We start from the raw sequence: 21,384 nt of genomic DNA on the forward strand, positions 1-21,384 counted from the left end.
GAGTGAGTCATGGACGCTGGCAAAGCCCTGGATTCGCCAGGCTTTTTACATAAATGCACCAAAAAGATTCATCAAGGCGACATATTGCACTATTGAAGTGCCGTGTCGGCTGATAGAGTGCGGCGCACTTTTTAGTCGATCTGCCCAGCCGTATGGGCATTGCAGGGGTATCCACATGAGCGAGTCCGTCGACCTTTTCCTCTCCCGCCTGAAGCAGCGCGATCCCGACCAGCCCGAGTTCCACCAGGCCGTGGAAGAGGTGCTGCGCTCGCTGTGGCCGTTCCTCGAAGCCAACCCGCGCTACCTGCAGGCCGGCATCGTCGAGCGCATGGTCGAGCCGGAGCGGGCCATCCTGTTCCGCGTGTCCTGGGTCGACGATGCCGGGCGGGTGCAGGTCAACCGCGGCTACCGCGTGCAGATGAGCAGCGCCATCGGCCCGTACAAGGGCGGCCTGCGCTTCCACCCCTCGGTCAACCTCGGCGTGCTCAAGTTCCTCGCCTTCGAGCAGGTGTTCAAGAACTCGCTGACCTCGCTGCCCATGGGCGGCGGCAAGGGCGGCTCGGACTTCGACCCCAAGGGCAAGAGCGACAACGAAGTGATGCGTTTCTGCCAGGCCTTCATGAGCGAGCTGTACCGCCACATCGGCGCCGACCTCGACGTGCCGGCCGGTGACATCGGCGTCGGCGGCCGCGAGATCGGCTACCTGTTCGGCCAGTACAAGCGCCTGTCCAACGAGTTCACCTCGGTGCTGACCGGTAAGGGCATCACCTACGGCGGCAGCCTGATCCGTCCGGAAGCTACCGGCTACGGCTGCGTGTACTTCGCCCAGGAAATGCTCAAGCGCATCGAGCGCGGCTTCGAAGGCCGGCGGGTGACCATCTCCGGCTCCGGCAACGTGGCCCAGTACGCCGCGCAGAAGGTCATGGAGCTGGGCGGTCTGGTGGTGTCCCTGTCCGATTCCGAAGGCACCCTGCACACCCCGGACGGCCTCAGCGAAGAGCAGTGGCAGTACCTGATGGAGCTGAAGAACGTCCGTCGTGGCCGCCTCAGCGAGATGGCCGGGCAGTTCCAGCTGAACTTCCTGCCCGGCCAGCGCCCGTGGCACCTGCCGTGCGACATCGCCCTGCCGTGCGCCACGCAGAACGAGCTGGATGCCGAGGATGCGCGCACCCTGCTGAAGAATGGCTGCTTCTGCGTGGCCGAGGGCGCCAACATGCCGTCGACCCTGGAGGCGGTCGACCTGTTCATCGAGGCCGGCATCTGCTTCGCCCCGGGCAAGGCCTCCAACGCCGGCGGCGTGGCCACCAGCGGCCTGGAAATGAGCCAGAACGCCATGCGCCTGAACTGGAGCGCCGGCGAGGTGGACCAGCGCCTGCACAGCATCATGCAGAGCATCCACAACGCCTGCGTGCACTACGGCGAGGAAAACGGCCGGATCAACTACGTCAAGGGCGCCAACATCGCCGGCTTCGTCAAGGTCGCCGACGCCATGCTGGCGCAAGGCGTGGTGTAACCCGCCGCCCGCAGGCGCCACGGCGCCGCCAGCACAGATGCCCGCCCCGCAAGGGGCGGGCATTTTTCATTGGCGTTGTCCCGATAGCCTGTTGCAACGGCGCTGAGTCGTAGGTTGGGTTGAGGAGCCGCGCGACGAAGCCCAACGACCCTGCCCCGGTTGTTGGGCTTCGCTGCGCTCAACGCCAACCTACCCCATGCGCGCCGCACGATACAGGGCAAGCCACGCTCGCCGGCCCATGCCACACGCTATTGGGGGCATGGCCTTCTTATGTATTGGCTGCTTGCCCGGATGACCGCCGCGGGGAGGCGCGTCGGCCGCGCAATCGCCCCCTCTGTCCGCCGCCGGCGATGCCGTTTTCCGCCGGCGCGAAGCCGATCACGTTCGGCTTTTGCGCGTTCTTGACCATGATCAATTCGTTACCGCCGCCAAGTCGTAGATTGCACAGCATGTTGTGTTTTATGTGCTAAACAATAACTACATGATGTGTTTGGAGGTGGTAAGTGCTTCCGCGTAAACAACCCTATCGGCCGACCCTGCTGTACAAGCGCGACGGCAGTGAAGCGGCATTCGACAGCAGCAAGATCCAGCGTGCCATCGCCGCGGCCGGCGAGGCCAGTGGCGAGTTCCGCGCCGCCGAGGCCCAGGCCCTGATGGAGGCGGTGCTGGCCCGTCTGCTGGAGTTCGACAGCCTGGGCGTCGAGCAGGTGCAGGACAAGGTCGAGCTGGTGCTGATGGAGGCCGGTTACTACGCCACGGCGCGCGCCTACATCGTCTACCGCGAACGCCACGGCCGGCTGCGCCGCGACCGGCGCAGCCTGGTCGACGTGGCCGCGTCGATGAACGAGTACCTGTCCCGCGAGGACTGGCGCGTGCAGGCCAACGCCAACCAGGGCTATTCCCTCGGCGGGCTGATCCTCAACGTGTCCGGCAAGGTCACCGCCAACTACTGGCTGGACGAGGTGTACAGCGCCGAGATCGGCTGGGCCCACCGCGAGGCCGACCTGCATATCCACGACCTCGACATGCTCGCCGGCTACTGCGCCGGCTGGTCGCTGCGCACCCTGCTGCACGAGGGCCTCAACGGCATCCCCGGGCGGGTCGAGGCCGGGCCGCCCAAGCACCTGTCCAGCGCCCTCGGGCAGATGGTCAACTTCCTCGGCACCCTGCAGAACGAGTGGGCCGGGGCCCAGGCCTTCAGCTCCTTCGATACCTACCTGGCGCCCTACGTGCGCAAGGATCGGCTGAGCTTCGAGCAGGTGCGCCAGTCGCTGCAGGAGTTCATCTACAACCTCAACGTGCCGTCGCGCTGGGGCACCCAGACCCCCTTCACCAACCTGACCTTCGACTGGGTCTGCCCGGAAGACCTGCGCGAGCAGGTGCCGGTGATCGGCGGGCAGGAGATGCCGTTCTGCTACGGCGAGCTGCAGGCCGAGATGGAGCTGATCAACCGCGCCTACATCGAGGTGATGATGGCCGGCGACGCCAAGGGCCGGGTGTTCACCTTCCCGATCCCGACCTACAACATCACCCACGACTTCCCCTGGGACAGCGACAACGCCACGCGCCTGTTCGACATGACCGCGCGCTACGGCCTGCCGTACTTCCAGAACTTCCTCAACTCGGACATGCAGCCCAACCAGGTGCGCTCGATGTGCTGCCGCCTGCAGCTGGACGTGCGCGAGCTGCTCAAGCGCGGCAACGGCCTGTTCGGCTCGGCCGAGCAGACCGGCTCCCTGGGCGTGGTGACCATCAACTGCGCGCGCCTGGGCTATGTCCACCGCCAGGACTGGGACGGCCTGCTGCTGCGCCTGGACCAGTTGCTGCAGCTGGCCTACGAGAGCCTGGAGGTCAAGCGCAAGGTGATCCAGCATCACATGGACGCCGGCCTCTACCCGTACACCCGGCGCTACCTGGGCACCCTGCGCAACCACTTCTCCACCATCGGCCTGAACGGCCTGCACGAGATGCTGCGCAACTTCACCGGCGACCGCGACGGCCTGCACAACGAGGCCGGGCGCGAACTGGCGATCCGCCTGCTCGACCATGTGCGCGGGCGACTGGTGCAGTTCCAGGAGGACAGCGGGCACATGTACAACCTCGAGGCCACGCCGGCCGAGGGCACCACCTACCGCTTCGCCAAGGAAGACAAGAAGCGCTTCCCCGACATCCTCCAGGCCGGCAGCCTGGAGGCGCCGTACTACACCAACTCCTCGCAGCTGCCGGTGGGCTTCACCAGCGACCCGTTCGAGGCCCTGGAGCTGCAGGACGAACTGCAGTGCAAGTACACCGGCGGCACCGTGCTGCACCTGTACATGGCCGAGCGCGTGTCCTCGGCCGAGGCCTGCAAGAAGCTGGTGCGCACCGCCCTCAGTCGCTTCCGCCTGCCGTACCTGACGATTACCCCGACCTTCTCGATCTGCCCGGTGCACGGCTACCTAGCCGGCGAGCACGAGTTCTGTCCGAAGTGCGACGAGGCCCTGCTGCACAAGCAGCAGTGCTGCGGCGCCTGCGGCGGATAAAGACCTTCACCCACAGCAAGGAGCAACACCATGAACCAAGCCATACAACTGCCAGAAGCCCAACGCCAGCGCTGCGAAGTCTGGACCCGCGTGATGGGCTATCACCGCCCGGTGGCGGCCTTCAATCCGGGCAAGCAGTCCGAGCACCGCGAGCGCCAGCACTTCTGCGAACCGAAGTAGGCTGCCAGCGTCGCCATCCGGCCAGGCCCGTGCGTTGATAAGCGCGGGTCTGGCTTTGTCATCTGTACTTTCAGGAGGTGGTCATGAACAGTCCTTGTCAGTCTTTCGGTAATGGCCCGCTGGACGCTCCGCTGCGCATCGGCGGGCTGCTGCCAATGACCACCCTCGACTACCCCGAGCACCTGGCCTGCGTGCTGTTCTGCCAGGGCTGCGCCTGGCGCTGCCGCTACTGCCACAACCCGGAACTGATCCGTGCCAAGGTGCCCACCCCGATCAGCTGGGACGAGGTGCTGCGCTTCCTGCGCAAGCGCCGCGGCCTGCTCGATGCGGTGGTCTTCAGCGGCGGCGAGGCGACCCTGCAGAAGGCCCTGCCCGGAGCCATGCGCAAGGTGCGCGAGCTGGGCTTCAAGGTCGGCCTGCACAGTGCCGGGATCAAGCCGGCCTCGTTCCGCCGCGTGCTGGCGCTGTGCGACTGGGTCGGCTTCGACGTCAAGGCGCTGGAGGAAGAGGCCGAGCTGATCACCGGCGTCAGCGGCAGCGGCCAGGCCAACTGGCACAGCCTGGAACTGCTGCTGGACAGCGGGGTGGCCTACGAATGCCGCACCACCGTGCACTGGCAGCTGTTCGACTGCCAGCGCCTGCAACGCCTGGGCGAACGCCTGGCGGCGCTCGGCGTGCAGCACTTCGTGGTGCAACTGGCCCGCCCGCAACAGATGCTCGACCCGGAACTCGGCGCCGCGCCGATGCCGGCCGCAGCCGCCCAGCTATGGCCCTATCTGCAGCAGCTGTTCCCGCGCTTCGAGCTGCGCGAGGCCTGAGCCGCGTTTCTGCGACTTGCCCCAGGGTGCGCCATGCGCATCAGGGGCCCCACACGAGCTTGCCGGTGCGCACGGCGCACCCTACGCAGAGTCAGCCGTCTGACTGTGTGCCTGGTTCTCACCAGCCCCAGAACTGCAGCCACCAGGCCGTGGCGATCGGCAGATTGGCCAGCAGCAGGGCGCCCAGGATCGGCAGGCGTTGTGCGGGTGTCAGGGCGCGGCAGACCTGCCAGCCCAGGTGCAGGCTCCAGAGCAGGGCGGCGGCCAGTAGCGCGGCGCGGCAGGCCGGCACCCAGAGCAGGGCCAGGCCCTCGTAGCGCAGCAGCTTGACCGTGGTGGCGGAGAGGCCGAGAAACAGCCCGGCCGCGCCGGTTGGCAGCAGGCACAGCGCGATCTGGCGGGCGAACGCGGCGCCTTGCCCGGCCAGCTTGGCGGCGCCAATGAGCAGCAGGTGCAGGCCGCCACCGAGCAGCAGGCTGCTGGCGCCCAGGTACAGGCAGATGCTCAGGCCATCGAGCCAGGTGAAGGCATCATTGAGCTGGGGATAATGGGTCAGCAGCCACCAGGGCGCATCGGCCTCCAGCGGCCAGAGGATGTCGCGCCGCACCAGCCATTCGGCCAGGGTCTGCTTCAGGGCGATGAACCAGGGGCTGACCGTCCACTGGAAGGCGCCGATGGCCAGGCCGATCACCCCGTAGAGCAGCAGGCGCACCTCCCAGGTGGTGTCGCCGTCGCCGCCGTAGCGGACGATTTCCTCGTTGCCGGAGCGGGCGATCAGGCGCACCGCATCGCGCTGGCCGCTGCAGCGGCCGCAGGCGTGGCAGGCCGAGGCGCCGCGCATGCGGCGGATATCCAGCAGCGGCGCGCAGTTGGGCGGCGGCTGATGGGGCGGGGGGTTGTCGCGCCAGCGCTGCTCATCGACATGAAAGTGCACGGGGGCGAGCTTGGCCAGTAGGGCGAACACCCCGCTGACCGGGCACAGGTAGCGGCACCACACGCGCTTGCCGCGGCCGTACAGGTAGCCGACCAGCATGGCCGCCAGGGTCGAGCCGCCGAGGATCAGCAGCGCCGCCTGGGCGTAGTCGTAGACGCTGATCAGCTGGCCGTACAGGGTGGTCAGCAGGAAACCCAGGGTCGGCCAGCCGGCCCAGCGCATCCAGCGCGGGGTGCCGCGGCCCTGGCCGTGCTGGCTGGCCCATTCGCTGAGCGAGCCTTCCGGGCACAGCACGCCGCACCACAGACGGCCGAACAGCATGATCGACAGCAGCACGAACGGCCACCACAGGCCCCAGAACACGAACTGGGCGAACAGCGTCAGGTTGTCCAGCAGGCGCGCCGAGCCGGGCGGCAGGGGCAGCAGGGCGGGGATCACCAGCAGAGCGGCGTAGACCAGCACCACCAGCCACTGCAGCCGGCGGATCAGTCCGGCGTGGCGGCGCATGGCGTGGCCCAGGCGAGTGAGCCGGCGGTTGAGCGCGGCGTTCATGCCGCGTGGCTCTGCAGAACCCTCCGCGGCGGCCGCAGCAGGCTCCAGGCGAGCAGCCAGTAGTAGCCCAGCAGGCCCACGTGGAGGGCCGAGGGCATGGCCCGGTAGCCGCTCAGGCTGGCCAGCAGCGCCCCCGGCTTGCTGCCGTCGTCGAGCAGCGCCGAGCTGTCCCACATCGGCTCGCTGAGCAGGGCGTAGATGTGTTCGGGCAGGTCCAGGGCCATCCACTGGCCGCTGGCGCGGTCCACCGCGCTCATCAGCAGGGCGCCGCCGAGCAGCAACAGCAGCACTTCGCTGACCAGGAAGAACTGGCGCCAGGCGATGAAGCGGCTGCCGGCCTGCAGCAGGGCGAAGCACAGCAGGCCGAGCAGCAGGCCCAGGCCCGCGCCCAGCGCCAGGCTGGCGGGGTTGGCCGAGGCGCTGACGCCATAGAGGAAGATCACCGTTTCGCTGCCTTCGCGCGCCACCGCCAGGGCCACCAGCAGCGCCAGGCTGGCCAGGCGGCCGTGCTGCAGGGCGCTGTCGGCCTGTTGTTCGAGCTGCTGGCGCAGTTGCCCGCCGTTGCGGGCCATCCAGTGCACCATCTGCAGGATCAGCACGCAGGCGAGCAGGCTGAGGCCGGCCTGGAACCATTCCCCGCCCGGGCCGCTCATCCAGTTGCCGGCCAGGGCCATCAGCGCGGCCAGCAGCCCGGCCAGCAGCAGGCCGGCGCCGACCCCGGCCCACAGGTGCAGCAGGGCACGCTGCTGGCCGGGCTGGCGGCGCAGCCAGGCATACAGGATGCCGATCACCAGCAGGGCCTCGACGCTCTCGCGCCAGACGATCAACAGGGCTTGTTCCATTGCGGGTACCTCAAGGAGTGCGGGTCAACGAGCCTCGATCACGCCTTGCGGCAGCTCGGGGTGGAACTCGTCGAAGAACAGGTAGCGCCCGGGCTTGAGCGGGTGGATCACGACGAAGGAGCTGACGCCGGGGCTGAGCACCTTCTCCACGCGCAGCGGTGTGCTCTCGAACTCGATGGGCCCCTGGCCGACGTTGTGCACGACGATCTTGAAGCGTTGCCCGGCGGGCACCTGCAGGCTGGCCGGGGTGAAGTGACCGTCACGGATGCTCAGCTCGTAGCTCGGCAGCGAGGCGGCCAGCAGGGCGCCGGGCAGGGCGGCGAGCAGCAGGCAGAGGGCTGGATGGTGCATGGGGCGCTCTCCGGGGAGGGCGGCGCGCACGGGCGCGCCGCGGGGGGTCAGTAGCCGCCTTTCTTGCCGATGCCGGCGAAGGTGAAGCTGTAACTCAGCTCGCACGGAGCGAACCAGGGCGCCACGCCGGTTTCCTTGTCGCTATGCCGGCCGAAGTGCTGGCCATGCCCGCCCGGGGCGCTGACCCAGTAGGTCAGCTGGTACTGGCCGGGGCCCATCAGCTCGAGGTTGTCGCCGTAGTGCGGGCCGTCGTTGGCCACCATGGCGTGGAAGTCGCCTTGCAGGACCTGCTCGCTGCCGACCTTGCTCAGGCGGTAGCGCACGCTCAGGTAGGGCACGAAGCTGCCTTCCTGGAAGCCGTGAGCGTTGTTCTCCAGGGCGCTGATATCGGCCTCCATGTGCACGTCGGAATCCACCGCCGGGCGCATCATGCCCGGCGGGTCCATCTCGATCGGTTGCAGGTACACGGCGCCCACTTCCATGCCGGCGCACTGCTGCGGTTCGCCGATCGGGTATTCCTTGGCCTGGCTGGTGGTGGCGGCGATCAGGCCGGTCAGGGCGAGCAAGAGACGAGGGTTCATCCGGGCGTTTCCTTTGGCTGTAGTTGATGGCGCCAGCATAGGAAGGCGGGATGTAATCAATAATGATTCTCGTCAATTTTTCCCCGGATAAGGCCGGCGCCGAAGAGGTACCCATCCAGAGGTATGGTCAGGCCGGCCCGGATCCCCGACCCTTGTCAGACTGAAGTGCCGCACAAGGAGTTTCGGCCATGCAGGATCGACAGCTGGTCACCACCACGCTGGCGCTGATTCATCAGAATCAGGTCGCCCTGGGGGAGGCCATTCAGCTGATCTCCGCCTGGTTCCAGCGCCATGGCGTGAGCGAGGTCACCGGCAGCCTGCAGGCGCATCTGGAGCTGCTGGTGAATAATTCCCTGCTGATCAACAGCCGGCTGGCCGGCCTGCTGGAACCGGCCGCTGCCGCGGATCGGCAGCCGGCGAACGACCCGGGTTGAGCAGCATCCCCTGTTCAGGTGAGCGAGCATGATTGAGCCGGTGAGTTTCAACCGCGCCCTGGTCGAGAAGTACGACCGCCCCGGGCCGCGCTATACCTCCTACCCCACGGCGCCGCAGTTCCACCAGGCCTTCGCCATGGACGACTACCGCGCCGCGGCCAGGCGGAGCAACGAGGCCGCCGCGCCCAAGCCGCTGTCCGTGTACATCCACATCCCGTTCTGCAAGAGCCTCTGCTACTACTGCGCCTGCAACAAGATCATCACCCAGAAGACCCACCGGGCGGTCGAGTACCTGGCCTACCTGAAGCGGGAAATCGCCCAGCAGGCCGCGCTGTTCGACGGCACGCGCAAGCTGACCCAGCTGCACCTCGGCGGCGGCACGCCGACCTACCTGACCGGCGAGCAGCTGGAGGAGCTGATGGCCGCCCTGCACGCGGCCTTCGCCATGGATGACAGCGACGCCCACGAGTTTTCCATCGAGGTCGACCCGCGCACCATCAGCCCGCCGCAGATCCAGCACCTGCGCGACCTCGGCTTCAATCGCCTGAGCTTCGGCGTGCAGGACTTCGACGCGGCGGTGCAGGCCGCGGTGAACCGCCTGCAGAGCGAGGAGCAGACCCGCGAGCTGGTTGCCGCGGCCCGCCGCGCCGCGTTCAAGTCGGTCAGCGTCGACCTGATCTACGGCCTGCCGCTGCAGACCCGGGCCAGCTTCGCGGTCACCCTCGACAAGATCATCGACCTGCGCCCGGACCGCATCGCCGCCTACAGCTATGCCCACCTGCCCGAACTGGTCCGCGCCCAGCGCCTGATCCGCCGCGAGGACATGCCGCCGCCGGAACGCAAGCTGGAGCTGCTGGAACTGACCATCGAGCGCCTGACGGCGGCGGGCTATGTCTATATCGGCATGGACCACTTCGCCCTGCCCGACGACGAGCTGAGCCTGGCGCGGGCGCGGGGCACCCTGCAGCGCAACTTCCAGGGCTATTCCACCCACGCCGACTGCGACCTGATCGGCCTGGGCGTGTCGTCGATCGGCAAGGTCGGCGACAGCTACAGCCAGAACGTCAAGGAGCTCTCGCAGTATTACGCCCGCCTCGACGAGGGCCTGCTGCCGGTGCAGCGCGGCTATCGGCTGAGCGCCGACGACTGCCTGCGCCGCGAGGTGATCACCGACCTGATGTGCCACGGCCGGGTCGACTTCGCCCGTATCGAAAGCCGCCATGGCATCCGCTTTCGCGAGTACTTCGCCGCGGCCCTGGAGTCCCTCGCCGAGCCGGTCGCCGACGGCCTGCTGCAGCTTCACGAGCAGGAACTGGTGCTGTTGCCGCCGGGCCACCTGCTGATGCGCAGCATCGCCATGGCCTTCGATGCCTACCTGGGCGAGGCGCAGCAGGGGCGCTTTTCCCGCACCGTCTAGGCACCTGTTCCCGCTCCCATGCGCCGCGCGCACCAGCGGCCCCGCACGGGCCTCTGCTGCGCACGGCACAGCCTGCGCAAGAGCCGGCCAGCCCTGCCGGCGGCGCATATCATGGTGTTCGTTTGGTTGTTTTATTGCTATGTTTGTATCAAACAAACATCTGGAGGCCGTCATGAGTGCGCTCGGCAAGCCCCGCGTCGCCGCGGATGCGGTTCTGCTCAAGGCCCTGCTCAGCAGTCGCGAGCAGTTGGGCCTGACCCAGCAGGAGCTGGCGCAGATAGTCGGGGTCAATCGTTCGGCCATCAGCCGCTGGAACGACAGCGGCGGCCTGCGCCCGCAGAGCAAGACCGGCGAGCTGGCACTGCTGCTGATCCGCGCCTACCGGGCGTTGTTCGCCCTGTTCGGCGGCAACCTGGAGGACATGCGCCACTTCCTGCGCACCGAGAACCGCCACCTGGCCGGCGTGCCGCTGCAGCAGATGGGCCAGGTGCAGGGCCTGGTGCGGGTGGTCGAGTATCTCGACGCCATCCGCGGCAAGGTCTGAGTACCTGTTTACGATCTCCTGGCCGTCGGCCATACCGCGTTAAAAACAGCCTCGGCAAGCCGCTTGCGGCTAACGCGCTTCAGCGCGGCCCGAGGGGCGAGTGAAACGAGTCATGCTCATTTACAGCACGTAAACTCCGCTTCCTCGGCTGTTTTGACCAGCCGAAGGCTGTTACTGACGTAGCGCCTTGTCTGGCTCTAGTCCAAAAGATCGTAAACAGGTTCTGAGGCCGCTGCCGCTAAGCGCCCGGAACCGGGTGCGCTGACGGCAGACTGATCCCCCGACTTCCACACCCCGCCGCCGGCGGGTTCAAGCGAGCATCGATATGGATATCTGGCAGGCCTGCGCTGGCACCGAGCAGATTGCCCCGTTACGCGGACGCCTGGTGCGCCTGGTGGAAAGCCAGGAGCAGGTGGCCACCCTGCAGCTGGTCGACACCCTGGAGGAGCAGGCCCTGCTCGAACAGCTGCTGGAAACCAGCAAGCCGCCGCTGCCGGTCAGCGACGAACCGCTGCACTACCTGCTGCATACGCCGTTTCGCTACCCGCCGCTGCGCTGGGGCTCGCGCTTCGGCCGCCGGCATGAGCCGAGCCTGTTCTACGCCGCCTGCCGCCTGGATACGGCGATGGCCGAGACGGCCTTCTACCGCTTCGTGCTGTGGCACGGCATGCTCGAGCCGCCGCCGAGCGGGCGGATCCTCTCTGAACATGCCTCGTTCGAGGCACGCTACCAGGTCGAGCGCGGTATCCGCCTGCAGCTGCCGCCATTCGACCGCCACCGCGAGGTGCTGGTGCACCGCAGCGACTACCGCGCCACCCATGAACTGGGCAGCGCCATGCGCGAGGCCGGCGTGGAGGCGTTCGAGTACCCCTCGGCGCGTTGCCCGCTGCAGGGCAACAACGTGGCGCTGTACCGCCCGCAGGCCTTCAGCGAGCGGCGGCCGCGCAACCTGCAACCCTGGCTGTGCGAAACCACGGCCGGCTACGTGGCCTTCAAGAGCGCCCAGGGCCTGGATACGCCGCGGCTGTTTGCGCTGGAGCTGTTCCTGGTCGACGGGCGCCTGCCGCAGCCGGCCTGAGAGCCCGAGCGCGATCTGACGTAGGGTGCACCGTGCGCACCGCAAACCACGTACAGGCACTCTGGTGCGCACGGCGCACCCTACACAGAGCTGGCGAGTTCCGCTGCTGGTTGTTGCGGTACCACATCGACACTGTTGGCGAAACGCTGCAGCTGCATTTCCTGCAGGCGGCTGAGGGTGCGGCGGAAGGCGAACTCCAGGTGGCCTTCGGTGTACAGCTCGCTCAGCGGCACCTCGGCCTCCAGGTAGAGCGGCACCTTGCGGTCGTAGCACTCGTCGACCAGGGCGATGAAGCGGCGCACCGCGTCATCGTGCACCGACAGCGCGGCGAGCTGGCGATCCCCGGCCACCACCCGCTCGACGCCGTCCTCGGTGCCGCGGGCAATCTTCGCCGGGCGGGTGGCCGCGCTGAGGTTGGGCAGCGCGCCGAGCAGGATCACCGGGAACTGGTCGCACAGGGCGATGAAGTCGAGGGCCGCCAGCGGCTGCGCGCACAGGTCGGCGAAGTGCAGCCAGACCACCGTGCTCGCCCGCCGCTGCACCCGGATCGGCCGGCGGCCGAGCTGGATCGCCTCCCGCGAGGTCGCCTGGCCGGCGCTCAGGCGCTCGAAGACCGCCGCCAGGGCGCTGTCCCGGCCGGCCTGGCCGAGCCAGTAGCGCTGGTGCTGCTGGCCCGGATGCAGGCGATGGTCCTGGCCGCCATCGACGCCGACCACCTGCACGTGGCGGCCAATGGCGTCGATCGCCGGCAACAGGCGTTCGCGGTTGAAACCGTCGGCATACAGCTGCTGCGGCGGCTGGTTGGAGGTGGCGAGCAGGGTCATGCCCTGGGCGAACATCGCCTGCAGCAGGCCGCCGAGGAGGATGGCATCGCCGATGTCGCCGACGAACAGCTCGTCGAAGCACAGCACCCGCACCTCGCTGCTCAGTTCGCGGGCCAGGGCCTGCAGTGGCTCGGCGGTGCCGGTGAGTTGGAACAGGCGCCGGTGCACCCATTGCAGGAAGTGGTGGAAATGCTGGCGCCGCGCCGGTACGCGCAGGCCCTCATAGAAGCGATCCATCAGCCAGGTCTTGCCCCGCCCGACCGGCCCCCACAGGTAGACGCCGGGCACCGGCTGGTCGCCGGCATGCAGGGCATCGTGGCAATTCTGCAGCGCTTCGACGGCCTGCCACTGGGCGAGGTCGGCGTGGAAACCCTGGTGATCGATGGCGTGCTGGTAGGCGGCGAGAAGGGGCATGGGCGGTCGCTGCAGTGGTTCGATTGGCGGCGCCGCTTTATAGCACGCGGGCTGGCAGCAGAGCCCGGGCCCGCCGCGGCCAGGGCGCCGGCTGCGCCCCCAAACGGGGCGGGGCGCGGCCCGCGCCGGAGAACTTGTGCACAATTGCGAGGCAGCTTGTCAACCTGCTGTCATAAACTCGCCTAAGCGCTTGATTCTTCGTTGTGATTTTTCAAGCTATTGAAAAATATGAAGTTTTTTTATTGGTGAAAAAACCACCAGTTTGACCGAAAGCCCCAAGCCATCGGTGGTGAGGCGAGTTTCCCGCAAGTTGTCCACGGAGTTATCCACAGCTTTTGTGGATTGTTTAGAGTGCTTGTTCTAGAGCGCTTTTTTGTCGCACGGGCAAGTCTTTACCGGCGAAAAAAAGCGTGTAGAGTGGCGCGCCCCAGCCGCCATCAGCTGCCTTCATGAAGTCTCGCACGCTGTCCGCCACCGTTTATTCTTCGTCCACCGAGAGCTCGCGCCTGCCCCTGCGCATGGCGCTGTGGCTGCTGGACCGGCCGCGCCTGGGGCACAATGCCAGCATCAAGCGCCTGGCCGGGCGCATGCTCAAGCAGCCGGCCCGGCGCGGCGTGGTCGAGGCGCAAAGCCGCCTCGGGCAGCTGCTCTGCCGCGATTGCGGCAATGCCCGCGACCGCCGCATCGGCCTCGAGCTGTTGCGCCAGGCGGCGCGCGCCGGCGATCTGCGCGCCCAGCTGGAGCTGGGCCGCCAGTACAGCCAGCCGCGCCAGCGCGAGCCGCTGCAGGCACGCCACTGGCTGGAGCTGGCGGCGGCCCAGGGCTCCCATGAAGCCACCCGGCTACTTGGCAGGCTGAGCAAAACCGCCTGACGACGGGCGGGTATACTGCCGGGCATCGCGTCCCCGACAGTGAGTGTGCCCGTGCCTGTGTCCTTTACCCTCGATCCGTCCAACCTGCTGCTCGGCCTGTTGCTGGCCGCCGTGCCCCTGGCCCTGCTGGCCTGGCGTCTGCAGCGCCAGCTGGCGGCCCTGGCCGCCGAGCGGCTGCTGCTGGAAGAGCGCCTGAGCAGTGCGCGGCTGAGCCAGGAGGGGCTGTCCGCCCAGCTCGACAGCAGTCTCGACGAATTGCGCCACCTGCAGGGCGAGGGCGCGCGCCAGCAGGCCGAACTGGCGGCCCTGCGCCGCGAGGCCGAGCTGCTCGGCATCGAGCGCGAGGGTGCGCGGGTGGCCGCGCAGGACTGGGGCCGCGAGCGCGAGCAGAAGGAGGGCGAGCTGCGCCGCCTGGAAAGCCATAGCGCCGGCCTGGCCGCCGAGCTGCGCGAACAGCAGGAACATCACCAGCAGCGCCTCAGCGACCTGCAGGCGGCTCGCGACGAGCTGCGCGCGCAGTTCGCCGAGCTGGCCGGGAAGATCTTCGACGAGCGCGAGCAGCGCTTCGCCGAGACCAGCCAGCAGCGCCTGGGCCAGTTGCTCGACCCGCTCAAGGAGCGCATCCAGGCGTTCGAGAAGCGCGTCGAGGAAAGCTACCAGCAGGAAGCCCGCGAGCGTTTCTCCTTGGGCAAGGAACTGGAGCGCCTGCAGCAGCTCAACCAGCGCCTGGGCGACGAGGCGACCAACCTGACCCGCGCCCTCAAGGGGCAGAAGACCCAGGGCAACTGGGGCGAGCTGGTGCTGGAGCGGGTGCTGGAGCACGCCGGCCTGGAGAAGGGCCGCGAGTACGAGACCCAGGTCAGCCTCAAGGGCGCCGATGGCGAGCGTTTCCAGCCGGACGTGCTGATCCAGCTGCCGGGCGACAAGCAGGTCATCGTCGACGCCAAGGTCAGCCTGACCGCCTACCAGCAGTATGTGGCGGCCGACGACGAGCCGATCCGCCAGCAGGCATTGAAGCAGCACCTGCTGAGCCTGCGCAGCCACCTCAAGGGGTTGGCCGGCAAGGACTACAAACGCCTGGACGGCCTGCACAGCCTGGACTTCGTGCTGCTCTTCGTGCCCATCGAGGCGGCCTTCGCCGCGGCCCTGCAGGCCGACCAGAACCTGTTCCAGGAAGCCTTCGAGCAGCATGTGGTGATCGTCAGCCCGACCACCCTGCTGGCCACCCTGCGGGTGATCGACAGCCTCTGGCGCCAGGAGCGGCAGAGCCAGAACGCCCGTGAGATCGCCGAGCGCGCCGGCCAGCTGTACGACAAGTTCGTCGCCTTCATCGGCGACCTGGACGAGGTCGGCAGCCGCCTGCAGCAGCTGGACAAGGCCTATGCGGCGGCGCGCAACAAGCTCTGCGAGGGCCGCGGCAACCTGATCAATCGGGTGGAGAACCTCAAGCTGCTCGGCGCCCGCGCCAGCAAGAGCCTGCCGGCGGAGCTGCTGGAACGGGCGGCCGGCGTGCCGTTGCTGGACGAGGCGGGCGAGTAGGCCCTGGCGGGCGATTTCCCGTAGGAGCGGCTTCAGCCGCGATCGGGAGCGCCTCGGTGCGGCCGGCTTTCGCGGCTAAAGCCGCTCCCACGAAAGGTGCGCTGCGTGTCAGAGCACCAGCAGGGCGGTGAAACCGACCAGCAGGCCGAGCAGCATCACCGGCACCGTGCGCAGGGCCAGTTCGCGGCCGCCGATCAGGGCGATCAGCCCGGCCTTGACCAGGCTGTTGCTGAACGCGGCCAGGTAGATGCCCTGGACCGCCAGGTCCGCGGCCAGGTCGCTGTGCGCGCTGCGCGCCAGCGACAGGGTGATGGCGTCGACATCGCTGAGCCCGGACAGGATCGCCACGCCATACACCCCGGCATCGCCGAACCAGGCCCGCGCCGCCTCGATCAGGAACAGGATCAGCACCAGCAGGGCGGCAAAACGCAGCGCCGGGCCCAGTTCGAAGGGGTTCTTCAGCGGCGGCTCGATGACCTCCTTCAGTTCCAGCCCGGCAATCTGGTAGTAGACCAGGGCGCCCACGGCATACACCAGCGCGGCCAGCAGCAGCGGCACCAGCAGTGCCGGCAGCAGGGCGGCGTTGACCACGCCGACTTCCAGCAGCATGCGCGGGAACATCAGCGCCGAGGTGGCCAGCAGCGCGCAGGCCAGCAGGGCGCGCATCTGCCGGCCATCGTGCAGGCGCGACAGGGTCAGGGTCATGGCGGTGGAGGAAACGATGCCGCCGAGCAGGGCGGTGACCAGCATGCCGTGGCGGGTGCCGACCAGGCGGATGGCGACGTAGGCGGCGAAACCGATGGCGGCGATCAGCACCACCATCCACCAGGTGGCGTAGGGGTTGAAGGCCTGCCAGGGGCCGTAGCCCTGGTTGGGCAGTACCGGCAGCAGCACCAGGGAAATGAACAGCAGCTTCAGCGCGCCGGACAGTTCCACCGCCGACAGGCGGCGCAGGCCGCTGTGCAGGGGTTCCTTGAGGCTCAGCAGCAGGGCCACCACCACTGCGCCGCCGGCGGCCAGGGCGCTGCCGTGGCTGAGTGCCAGGCTGCCGAGGAGAAAGGTCAGCAGCAGGGCGATCTCGCTGGTCAGGCCCAGGTCGCCGCTGCGCCTGACCTCGCCCACGTAGCCGGCCAGGGCGTGCAGGCCGACCAGCAGCAGCACGGCGATCCAGGCGGCGACGCCGAAATGGCTGCCGAGCAGGGCGGCCAGGCCGCCGAGCAGGCCGACCAGGCCGAAGGTGCGGATGCCGGCCACCAGGTGGGTGTCGTCGCTGTCGCGGGCACGCCAGCCGCGCTCGGTGCCGATCAGCAGGCCGACAGCCAGGGAGGTGGCTAGGGCCAGGGCGAGTTCGAGCGTGGCGGTGGTCGGCATGGCGCGTCCTTGAGCGGTTGGCTATGCCCTAGTGTAACCGCGCGCAGGGGGCCATGGCGTGCCAGGGGCGTTGCCGTTTCGTTGCCGCCACAATACGGGGACCGCCCCTGGCGATCAGGCCACGTCGACCAGCACCACCTCACTGTCTTCCAGGGCGGTGACGCGCACCACTTCCTCCTGGGCGATGGCCACGCCATCACGCTCGGCGGCGCGTACGCCGTTGACCTCGATGCGGCCCCTGGCGGCCACCAGGTAGCCTTTGCGCAGACGCCCCAGCGGGTACTCGGCGCTCTGCCCGGCACTCAGGGTGGCGGCGGCCAGGCGTGCGTCGGCGCGGATGCGCAGGGCGTCCTCGTCGCTGGCATGGCCGCTGGCCAGGACCACGAACTGGCCGGCGCGTTCACCCTTGGGGAAGGGCTTGGCGCCCCAGGAAGGCGCCTCGCCCTGCTGGTCGGGCATGATCCAGATCTGGAAGATCTTGCTGGTCACCTCTTCCAGGTTGTACTCGGAGTGGGCGATGCCGGTGCCGGCGCTCATCACCTGGACATCGCCGGCTACGGTGCGACCCTGGTTGCCCAGGTTGTCGCGGTGGCTGATGGCGCCCTCGCGGACGTAGGTGATGATTTCCATGTCGTGGTGCGGGTGCGGCGGGAAGCCGCTGTGCGCGGCGATCTCGTCGTCGTTCCAGACCCGCAGCGCGCCCCAGTTGAGGCGCTGCTCGTCGTGGTACTCGGCGAAGGAGAAGTGGTGGCGGGCATTCAGCCAGCCGTGCTGGGCGTGGCCGAGGCTGTTGAAGGGGCGCAGTTCGATCATGGCGGTGCTCCTGCTGGGGTGGCGCGCGTTCGGCGCCATGGGCTAGGGCTGCATGATCTATCTGTTATGCATGGTTAAAAAGCGCAAAAAGCCCGGCTTATTGATCTGTTTATTCGATTGATTGCCGGGCCTGCCGGCGGGCAGGCCCGGACTCAGCTCAGGCTCAGGTGGCGGCTGATCAGGGCGCGCAGGGCGGCGGGCTTGACCGGCTTGGCCAGGTAGTCGAGGCCGGCGGCATGCACCGCGGCGACCAGCTCCGGGCGGCCGTCGGCGCTGATCACCACGCCGGGCAGCGGTTCGCCCAGGCGGGTGCGCAGCCAGGCCATCAGCTCGGTGCCGGTATCGCCCTCGTCGAGGTGGTAGTCGACCAGCGCCAGTTGCGGGCGCACGTCCTCGTCCAGCAGGTGCTCGCATTCCAGGCGGTTGCGCGCCGTCCACACCTGGCAGCCCCAGCGCGACAGCAGGCTGTGCATGCCGGTGAGGATGCTGTCCTCGTTGTCGATGCACAGCACCTGGGCGCCGCCGAGGGCCTGGCCGTTGAGCTCGCCGGTCAGCCGCGGCGCCACGGCGCTGGCCTGCCTGGCCAGCGGCACGCTGACGCTGAACACGCTGCCCTTGCCCGGCCAGGAGCGCACTTCCAGGCGATGGCCGAGTACCCGGCACAGGCCGTCAGCGATCGCCAGGCCCAGGCCCAGGCCCTTCTCGGCGCGGGTCTGGTGGCTGTCCAGGCGCTTGAACTCCTCGAAGATCACCTTGCGCTTGTCTTCGGGAATGCCCGGGCCGCGGTCCCAGACTTCCAGGCGCAGGTTCTGCCCTTCGCGGCGTACGCCCAGCAGCACGTGGCCCTTGGCGTAGCGGAAGGCGTTGGTCAGGAAGTTCTGCAGCACCCGGCGCAGCAGCTTGGGGTCGCTTTCGATGCGCAGCTGGCTCGAACGCAGGCGGAAGTCCACGCGCTGTTCCTGGGCCAGGGCCTTGAACTCGGCGCCCAGGGCCTCGAACAGATGGCCCAGCGGGAAGCTGCTGAGGTCCGGGGTGATGCGGCCGTTCTCCAGGCGCGAGATGTCCAGCAGGTCGCTGATCAGGTCCTCGGCCGAGCGCAGCGAGCTGTCCAGGTGGCGCACCAGTTCCTGGGCCTCGCGCGGCAGGGCCTCCTGCTGGTGGGAGAGGGCGGCGGAGAACAGCCGGGCGGCGTTCAGCGGCTGCATCAGGTCGTGGCTGACGGCGGCGAGGAAACGCGTCTTCGACTGGTTGGCGGCCTCGGCAACGCCCTTGGCCTCGGTGAGCGCCTGGTTCAGCTGGGAGAGTTCCCGGGTGCGCGCCGCGACCCGCTGCTCCAGGCCCTCGTTGGCTTCCTTGAGGGCCCGCTCGGCCTCGCGGAACTCGGTGATGTCGGTGAAGCTCATGACGAAGCCGCCGCCGGGCATCGGGTTGCCGATCAGCTCGATGACCCGGCCGTTGGGGAACAGCCGCTCGGAGGTGTGGGCGGTGCCCTGGCGCATCCAGTACAGGCGCTTCTCCACGTGCTTGTCGGCTTCGCCCGGGCCGCACAGGCCGCGTTCGGCGTTGTAGCGGATGATGTTGGCGATCGGCCGGCCGACGCTGATCAGCCCTTCCGGGTAGTCGAACAGTTCCAGGTAGCGGTGGTTCCAGGCCACCAGGCGCAGGGACTGGTCGACCACGCTGATGCCCTGGGTGATGTTCTCGATCGCGCCCTGCAGCAGGGCGCGGTTGAACTGCAGCACTTCCGAGGCTTCGTCGACGATGCGCACCACGTCCTCGACCTGCATCTCCCGCCCTTCGATGGCCGCGCGCACCACGGCGCGGGTGCTGGAGGCGCCGAGTACGCCGGCGAGCAGGCGTTCGGTGTGGGCGATCCATTCGCTGTTGGCGCTCTGGGTCGGGTTGAACGGCTTGTCCTGCTGGTAGGCGAAGCGCATGAAACTCTGCCGTGCGCGGTCCTCGCCGACGAAGCGGGCGGCCAGTTCCTGCAGGTCGGCGACCTGCACCGCGAGCAGGTTGCGGCTGCCCGGGCGGGCGGCGATTTCCTGGCCGATGAAGCGCCCGGCCTGCCAGTGCTCGGAGACCCGCGTGCGCGAGAACCAGGACACCCAGCCGAACAGCAGCCAGTTGCCGGCCAGCGACAGCAGCACGCCGCGGGTCAGCGGGTCGATCTCGAAGCCGACCGGGTAATACAGCAGCTCCGGCAGCAGCGGGAAGCTGTCCAGCGACCAGCGCAGGCCGCCGGCCACCAGCGGCAGGACCAGGATGTAGAACCACAGCGCGCAGCCGGCGGCCAGGCCGGCGAATACGCCGCGGCGGTTGGCCTGCTTCCACACCAGGGCGCCGAACATGGCTGGCGCCAGTTGGGCGATGGCGGCGAACGACAGCTGGCCGATGGTGGCCAGGCTGGCATTGGTGCCGAGCAGGCGGTAACACACGTAGGCCAGCAGCAGGATCACCACGATGCTCACCCGGCGGGCGCTGAGCATCCAGTGGCGGAAGGCCTCGAACGGCCGCTCGGCGCTCTGCCGGCGCAGCAGCACCGGCAGCAGCATGTCGTTGGAGATCATGGTCGACAGCGCCACCGAGGCGACGATGACCATGCCGGTGGCGGCCGAGGCGCCGCCGATGAAGGCCAGCAGGGCCAGGGCCGGATGGGCCTCGGCCAGCGGCAGGCTGATGACGAAGGAGTCCGGCTGCACGCCGGCGGGCAGCAGCAGCTGGCCGGCCAGGGCGATGGGCACGACGAACAGCGCGGCCAGCACCAGGTAGGCCGGGAACACCCAGCGCGCCAGGCGCAGGTCCCTGGGTTCGATGTTCTCCACCACGGTGACGTGGAACTGCCGCGGCAGGCAGACAATGGCGGTCATGGCCAGCCCGGTCTGCACCAGCATCGCCGGCCAGTTCACCGCCTCCGCCCAGAACTCCTGCAGCTCGGGGGCCCGCACGGCCTGGCGCGACAGGTCGGCGAAACCGTCGAACAGGCCCCAGGTGACGAACACGCCGACGGCGAGGAAGGCCAGCAGCTTGACCAGCGACTCGAAGGCGATCGCCAGGACCATGCCGCGGTGGTGCTCGGTGACATCCAGGTTGCGCGTGCCGAACAGCACGGTGAACAGGGCCAGCACCAGGGAGATGATCAGCGCGGTGTCCTGGCCGCTGCTGGTGCTGGGCGTGGCGCCGATCAGCATGTTGATGCCGAGGACGATGCCCTTCAGCTGCAGGGCGATGTAGGGCAGGATGCCGACCAGGCAGATCAGCGCCACCACCACCGCCAGCGCCTGGGACTTGCCGTAGCGGGCGGCGATGAAGTCGGCGATCGAGGTGATGTTTTCCTGCTTGCTGATCATCACCATCTTCTGCAGCACCCAGGGCGCGAACAGCAGCAGGAGGATCGGCCCCAGGTAGATCGGCAGGAACGACCAGAGCTGGCCGGCGGCCTGGCCGACCGCGCCGAAGAAGGTCCAGCTGGTGCAGTACACCGCCAGCGACAGACTGTAGACCCAGGCCCGCACCCGTGGCGACAGCGGGGCGCGACGGCGGTCGCCATAGAAGGCGATGGCGAACAGGATGGCCATGTAGACCAAGGCAACCAGGGCGATCAATCCGCCGGACAACGACATGCAGACTCCACGATAGAAGAAGGCCCGGGCAACTCCGGACGGCGCCAGCCAGGCGCACGGCCGTTGGGCTAGAGCGTAGTCTCGCATGGGTCGCGCGTGCCGTCAGGCCGACCATGGTCGCAAGCGGCTTGAGCCGCCGGCGGGGCACTGATAGCGTGATCG

The 21,384-nt window shown here is 68.4% G+C and carries 17 protein-coding genes and 1 pseudogene; 9 read left to right on the forward strand and 9 right to left on the reverse strand.

The window, feature by feature from the left end; translation table 11 throughout:
• Positions 1–175: 175 nt before the first annotated feature.
• Entirely contained in the window at positions 176–1,513 is a 1,338-nt protein-coding gene (gdhA, locus tag F3I16_RS06580; protein ID WP_160492938.1) for an NADP-specific glutamate dehydrogenase, read from the forward strand.
• Positions 1,514–1,781: 268 nt separating this feature from the next.
• Here the strand turns inward: gdhA and F3I16_RS06585 are convergent, their stop codons facing one another.
• A complete protein-coding gene (locus F3I16_RS06585; RefSeq protein ID WP_160492939.1) occupies positions 1,782–1,922 on the reverse strand; it encodes a hypothetical protein in 141 nt (46 codons plus the stop codon).
• A 94-nt stretch (positions 1,923–2,016) separates the two neighbouring features.
• On the opposite strand from F3I16_RS06585, the pseudogene F3I16_RS06590 reads away from it, so the two are divergent.
• Together F3I16_RS06590 and F3I16_RS06600 are read left to right on the forward strand one after the other, a co-directional pair.
• Positions 2,017–4,215, forward strand: a pseudogene (locus tag F3I16_RS06590) (ribonucleoside triphosphate reductase).
• 119 nt (positions 4,216–4,334) lie between these two features.
• A complete protein-coding gene (locus tag F3I16_RS06600; protein WP_160493394.1) occupies positions 4,335–5,033 on the forward strand; it encodes an anaerobic ribonucleoside-triphosphate reductase activating protein in 699 nt (232 codons plus the stop codon).
• A 118-nt stretch (positions 5,034–5,151) separates the two neighbouring features.
• Here the strand turns inward: F3I16_RS06600 and F3I16_RS06605 are convergent, their stop codons facing one another.
• Genes F3I16_RS06605 through F3I16_RS06620 form a run of 4 tightly spaced genes read right to left on the reverse strand, consistent with a single transcriptional unit; the run spans position 5,152 to position 8,293 of the window.
• A complete protein-coding gene (locus F3I16_RS06605) occupies positions 5,152–6,519 on the reverse strand; it encodes a 4Fe-4S binding protein (RefSeq protein ID WP_160492941.1) in 1,368 nt (455 codons plus the stop codon).
• The gene (locus tag F3I16_RS06610; RefSeq protein WP_160492942.1) at positions 6,516–7,361 is read right to left on the reverse strand and encodes an FTR1 family protein; all 846 of its coding nucleotides are present in this window, start codon (positions 7,359–7,361) and stop codon (positions 6,516–6,518) included. Before F3I16_RS06610 ends, F3I16_RS06605 begins: the two co-directional genes overlap by 4 nt.
• A 24-nt stretch (positions 7,362–7,385) precedes the next feature.
• Positions 7,386–7,712, reverse strand: coding sequence for a cupredoxin domain-containing protein (locus tag F3I16_RS06615; RefSeq protein WP_160492943.1), 327 nt, complete (start codon positions 7,710–7,712; stop codon positions 7,386–7,388).
• Positions 7,713–7,759: 47 nt separating this feature from the next.
• Positions 7,760–8,293, reverse strand: a complete 534-nt coding sequence (locus F3I16_RS06620) for an iron transporter (protein ID WP_160492944.1) — start codon at positions 8,291–8,293, stop codon at positions 7,760–7,762.
• Positions 8,294–8,481: 188 nt separating this feature from the next.
• On the opposite strand from F3I16_RS06620, the gene F3I16_RS06625 reads away from it, so the two are divergent.
• The 4 genes from F3I16_RS06625 (at position 8,482) to F3I16_RS06640 (ending at position 11,766) form a co-directional block, all read left to right on the forward strand.
• Positions 8,482–8,727, forward strand: a complete 246-nt coding sequence (locus tag F3I16_RS06625; RefSeq protein ID WP_160492945.1) for a hypothetical protein — start codon at positions 8,482–8,484, stop codon at positions 8,725–8,727.
• A 28-nt stretch (positions 8,728–8,755) separates the two neighbouring features.
• Positions 8,756–10,144, forward strand: a complete 1,389-nt coding sequence (gene hemN, locus F3I16_RS06630) for an oxygen-independent coproporphyrinogen III oxidase (protein ID WP_160492946.1) — start codon at positions 8,756–8,758, stop codon at positions 10,142–10,144.
• 172 nt (positions 10,145–10,316) lie between these two features.
• Positions 10,317–10,688, forward strand: a complete 372-nt coding sequence (locus F3I16_RS06635) for an antitoxin Xre/MbcA/ParS toxin-binding domain-containing protein (RefSeq protein ID WP_160492947.1) — start codon at positions 10,317–10,319, stop codon at positions 10,686–10,688.
• A gap of 325 nt (positions 10,689–11,013) precedes the next feature.
• On the forward strand, positions 11,014–11,766 hold the full coding sequence (locus F3I16_RS06640; RefSeq protein WP_160492948.1) for an RES family NAD+ phosphorylase: 753 nt from the start codon (positions 11,014–11,016) through the stop codon (positions 11,764–11,766).
• Between the two features lie 80 nt (positions 11,767–11,846).
• Here the strand turns inward: F3I16_RS06640 and zapE are convergent, their stop codons facing one another.
• Positions 11,847–13,004: a cell division protein ZapE gene (gene zapE / locus F3I16_RS06645; protein WP_160492949.1), complete on the reverse strand. Its 1,158-nt coding sequence runs from the start codon at positions 13,002–13,004 to the stop codon at positions 11,847–11,849.
• 449 nt (positions 13,005–13,453) lie between these two features.
• Here zapE and F3I16_RS06650 point away from each other — a divergent pair, with 449 nt between their 5' ends.
• Together F3I16_RS06650 and rmuC are read left to right on the forward strand one after the other, a co-directional pair.
• Positions 13,454–13,876 carry a tetratricopeptide repeat protein gene (locus F3I16_RS06650; protein WP_160492950.1) on the forward strand — a complete coding sequence of 141 codons (423 nt, stop codon included), beginning with the start codon at positions 13,454–13,456 and terminating at the stop codon, positions 13,874–13,876.
• A gap of 177 nt (positions 13,877–14,053) precedes the next feature.
• Positions 14,054–15,415, forward strand: a complete 1,362-nt coding sequence (rmuC, locus tag F3I16_RS06655) for a DNA recombination protein RmuC (RefSeq protein WP_160493395.1) — start codon at positions 14,054–14,056, stop codon at positions 15,413–15,415.
• Positions 15,416–15,523: 108 nt separating this feature from the next.
• Here the strand turns inward: rmuC and F3I16_RS06660 are convergent, their stop codons facing one another.
• The 3 genes from F3I16_RS06660 to F3I16_RS06670 form a co-directional block, all read right to left on the reverse strand.
• Complete coding sequence (locus F3I16_RS06660) at positions 15,524–16,786, reverse strand: MgtC/SapB family protein (protein WP_160492951.1); 1,263 nt, start codon at positions 16,784–16,786, stop codon at positions 15,524–15,526.
• A 114-nt stretch (positions 16,787–16,900) separates the two neighbouring features.
• Positions 16,901–17,599 carry a pirin family protein gene (locus F3I16_RS06665; protein WP_160492952.1) on the reverse strand — a complete coding sequence of 233 codons (699 nt, stop codon included), beginning with the start codon at positions 17,597–17,599 and terminating at the stop codon, positions 16,901–16,903.
• 152 nt (positions 17,600–17,751) lie between these two features.
• Positions 17,752–21,222 (reverse strand): PAS domain-containing hybrid sensor histidine kinase/response regulator, encoded by a 3,471-nt coding sequence (locus F3I16_RS06670; RefSeq protein ID WP_160492953.1) that lies wholly within the window; start codon positions 21,220–21,222, stop codon positions 17,752–17,754.
• Positions 21,223–21,384: the final 162 nt, after the last annotated feature.

Origin of the sequence: Pseudomonas sp. L-22-4S-12, assembly GCF_009799935.1 — a bacterium.
GTDB lineage: Bacteria > Pseudomonadota > Gammaproteobacteria > Pseudomonadales > Pseudomonadaceae > Aquipseudomonas.

Coding starts and splice junctions, on each gene's coding strand:
- gdhA (WP_160492938.1), top strand. CDS start 176: ATGAGCGAGTCCGTCGACCTTTTCCTCTCCCGCCTGAAGCAGCGCGAT.
- F3I16_RS06650 (WP_160492950.1), top strand. CDS start 13,454: ATGAAGTCTCGCACGCTGTCCGCCACCGTTTATTCTTCGTCCACCGAG.
- F3I16_RS06670 (WP_160492953.1), bottom strand. CDS start 21,222: ATGTCGTTGTCCGGCGGATTGATCGCCCTGGTTGCCTTGGTCTACATG.
- F3I16_RS06605 (WP_160492941.1), bottom strand. CDS start 6,519: ATGAACGCCGCGCTCAACCGCCGGCTCACTCGCCTGGGCCACGCCATG.
- hemN (WP_160492946.1), top strand. CDS start 8,756: ATGATTGAGCCGGTGAGTTTCAACCGCGCCCTGGTCGAGAAGTACGAC.
- F3I16_RS06635 (WP_160492947.1), top strand. CDS start 10,317: ATGAGTGCGCTCGGCAAGCCCCGCGTCGCCGCGGATGCGGTTCTGCTC.
- F3I16_RS06610 (WP_160492942.1), bottom strand. CDS start 7,361: ATGGAACAAGCCCTGTTGATCGTCTGGCGCGAGAGCGTCGAGGCCCTG.
- F3I16_RS06585 (WP_160492939.1), bottom strand. CDS start 1,922: ATGGTCAAGAACGCGCAAAAGCCGAACGTGATCGGCTTCGCGCCGGCG.
- F3I16_RS06625 (WP_160492945.1), top strand. CDS start 8,482: ATGCAGGATCGACAGCTGGTCACCACCACGCTGGCGCTGATTCATCAG.
- F3I16_RS06615 (WP_160492943.1), bottom strand. CDS start 7,712: ATGCACCATCCAGCCCTCTGCCTGCTGCTCGCCGCCCTGCCCGGCGCC.
- F3I16_RS06620 (WP_160492944.1), bottom strand. CDS start 8,293: ATGAACCCTCGTCTCTTGCTCGCCCTGACCGGCCTGATCGCCGCCACC.
- F3I16_RS06640 (WP_160492948.1), top strand. CDS start 11,014: ATGGATATCTGGCAGGCCTGCGCTGGCACCGAGCAGATTGCCCCGTTA.
- F3I16_RS06665 (WP_160492952.1), bottom strand. CDS start 17,599: ATGATCGAACTGCGCCCCTTCAACAGCCTCGGCCACGCCCAGCACGGC.
- zapE (WP_160492949.1), bottom strand. CDS start 13,004: ATGCCCCTTCTCGCCGCCTACCAGCACGCCATCGATCACCAGGGTTTC.
- F3I16_RS06660 (WP_160492951.1), bottom strand. CDS start 16,786: ATGCCGACCACCGCCACGCTCGAACTCGCCCTGGCCCTAGCCACCTCC.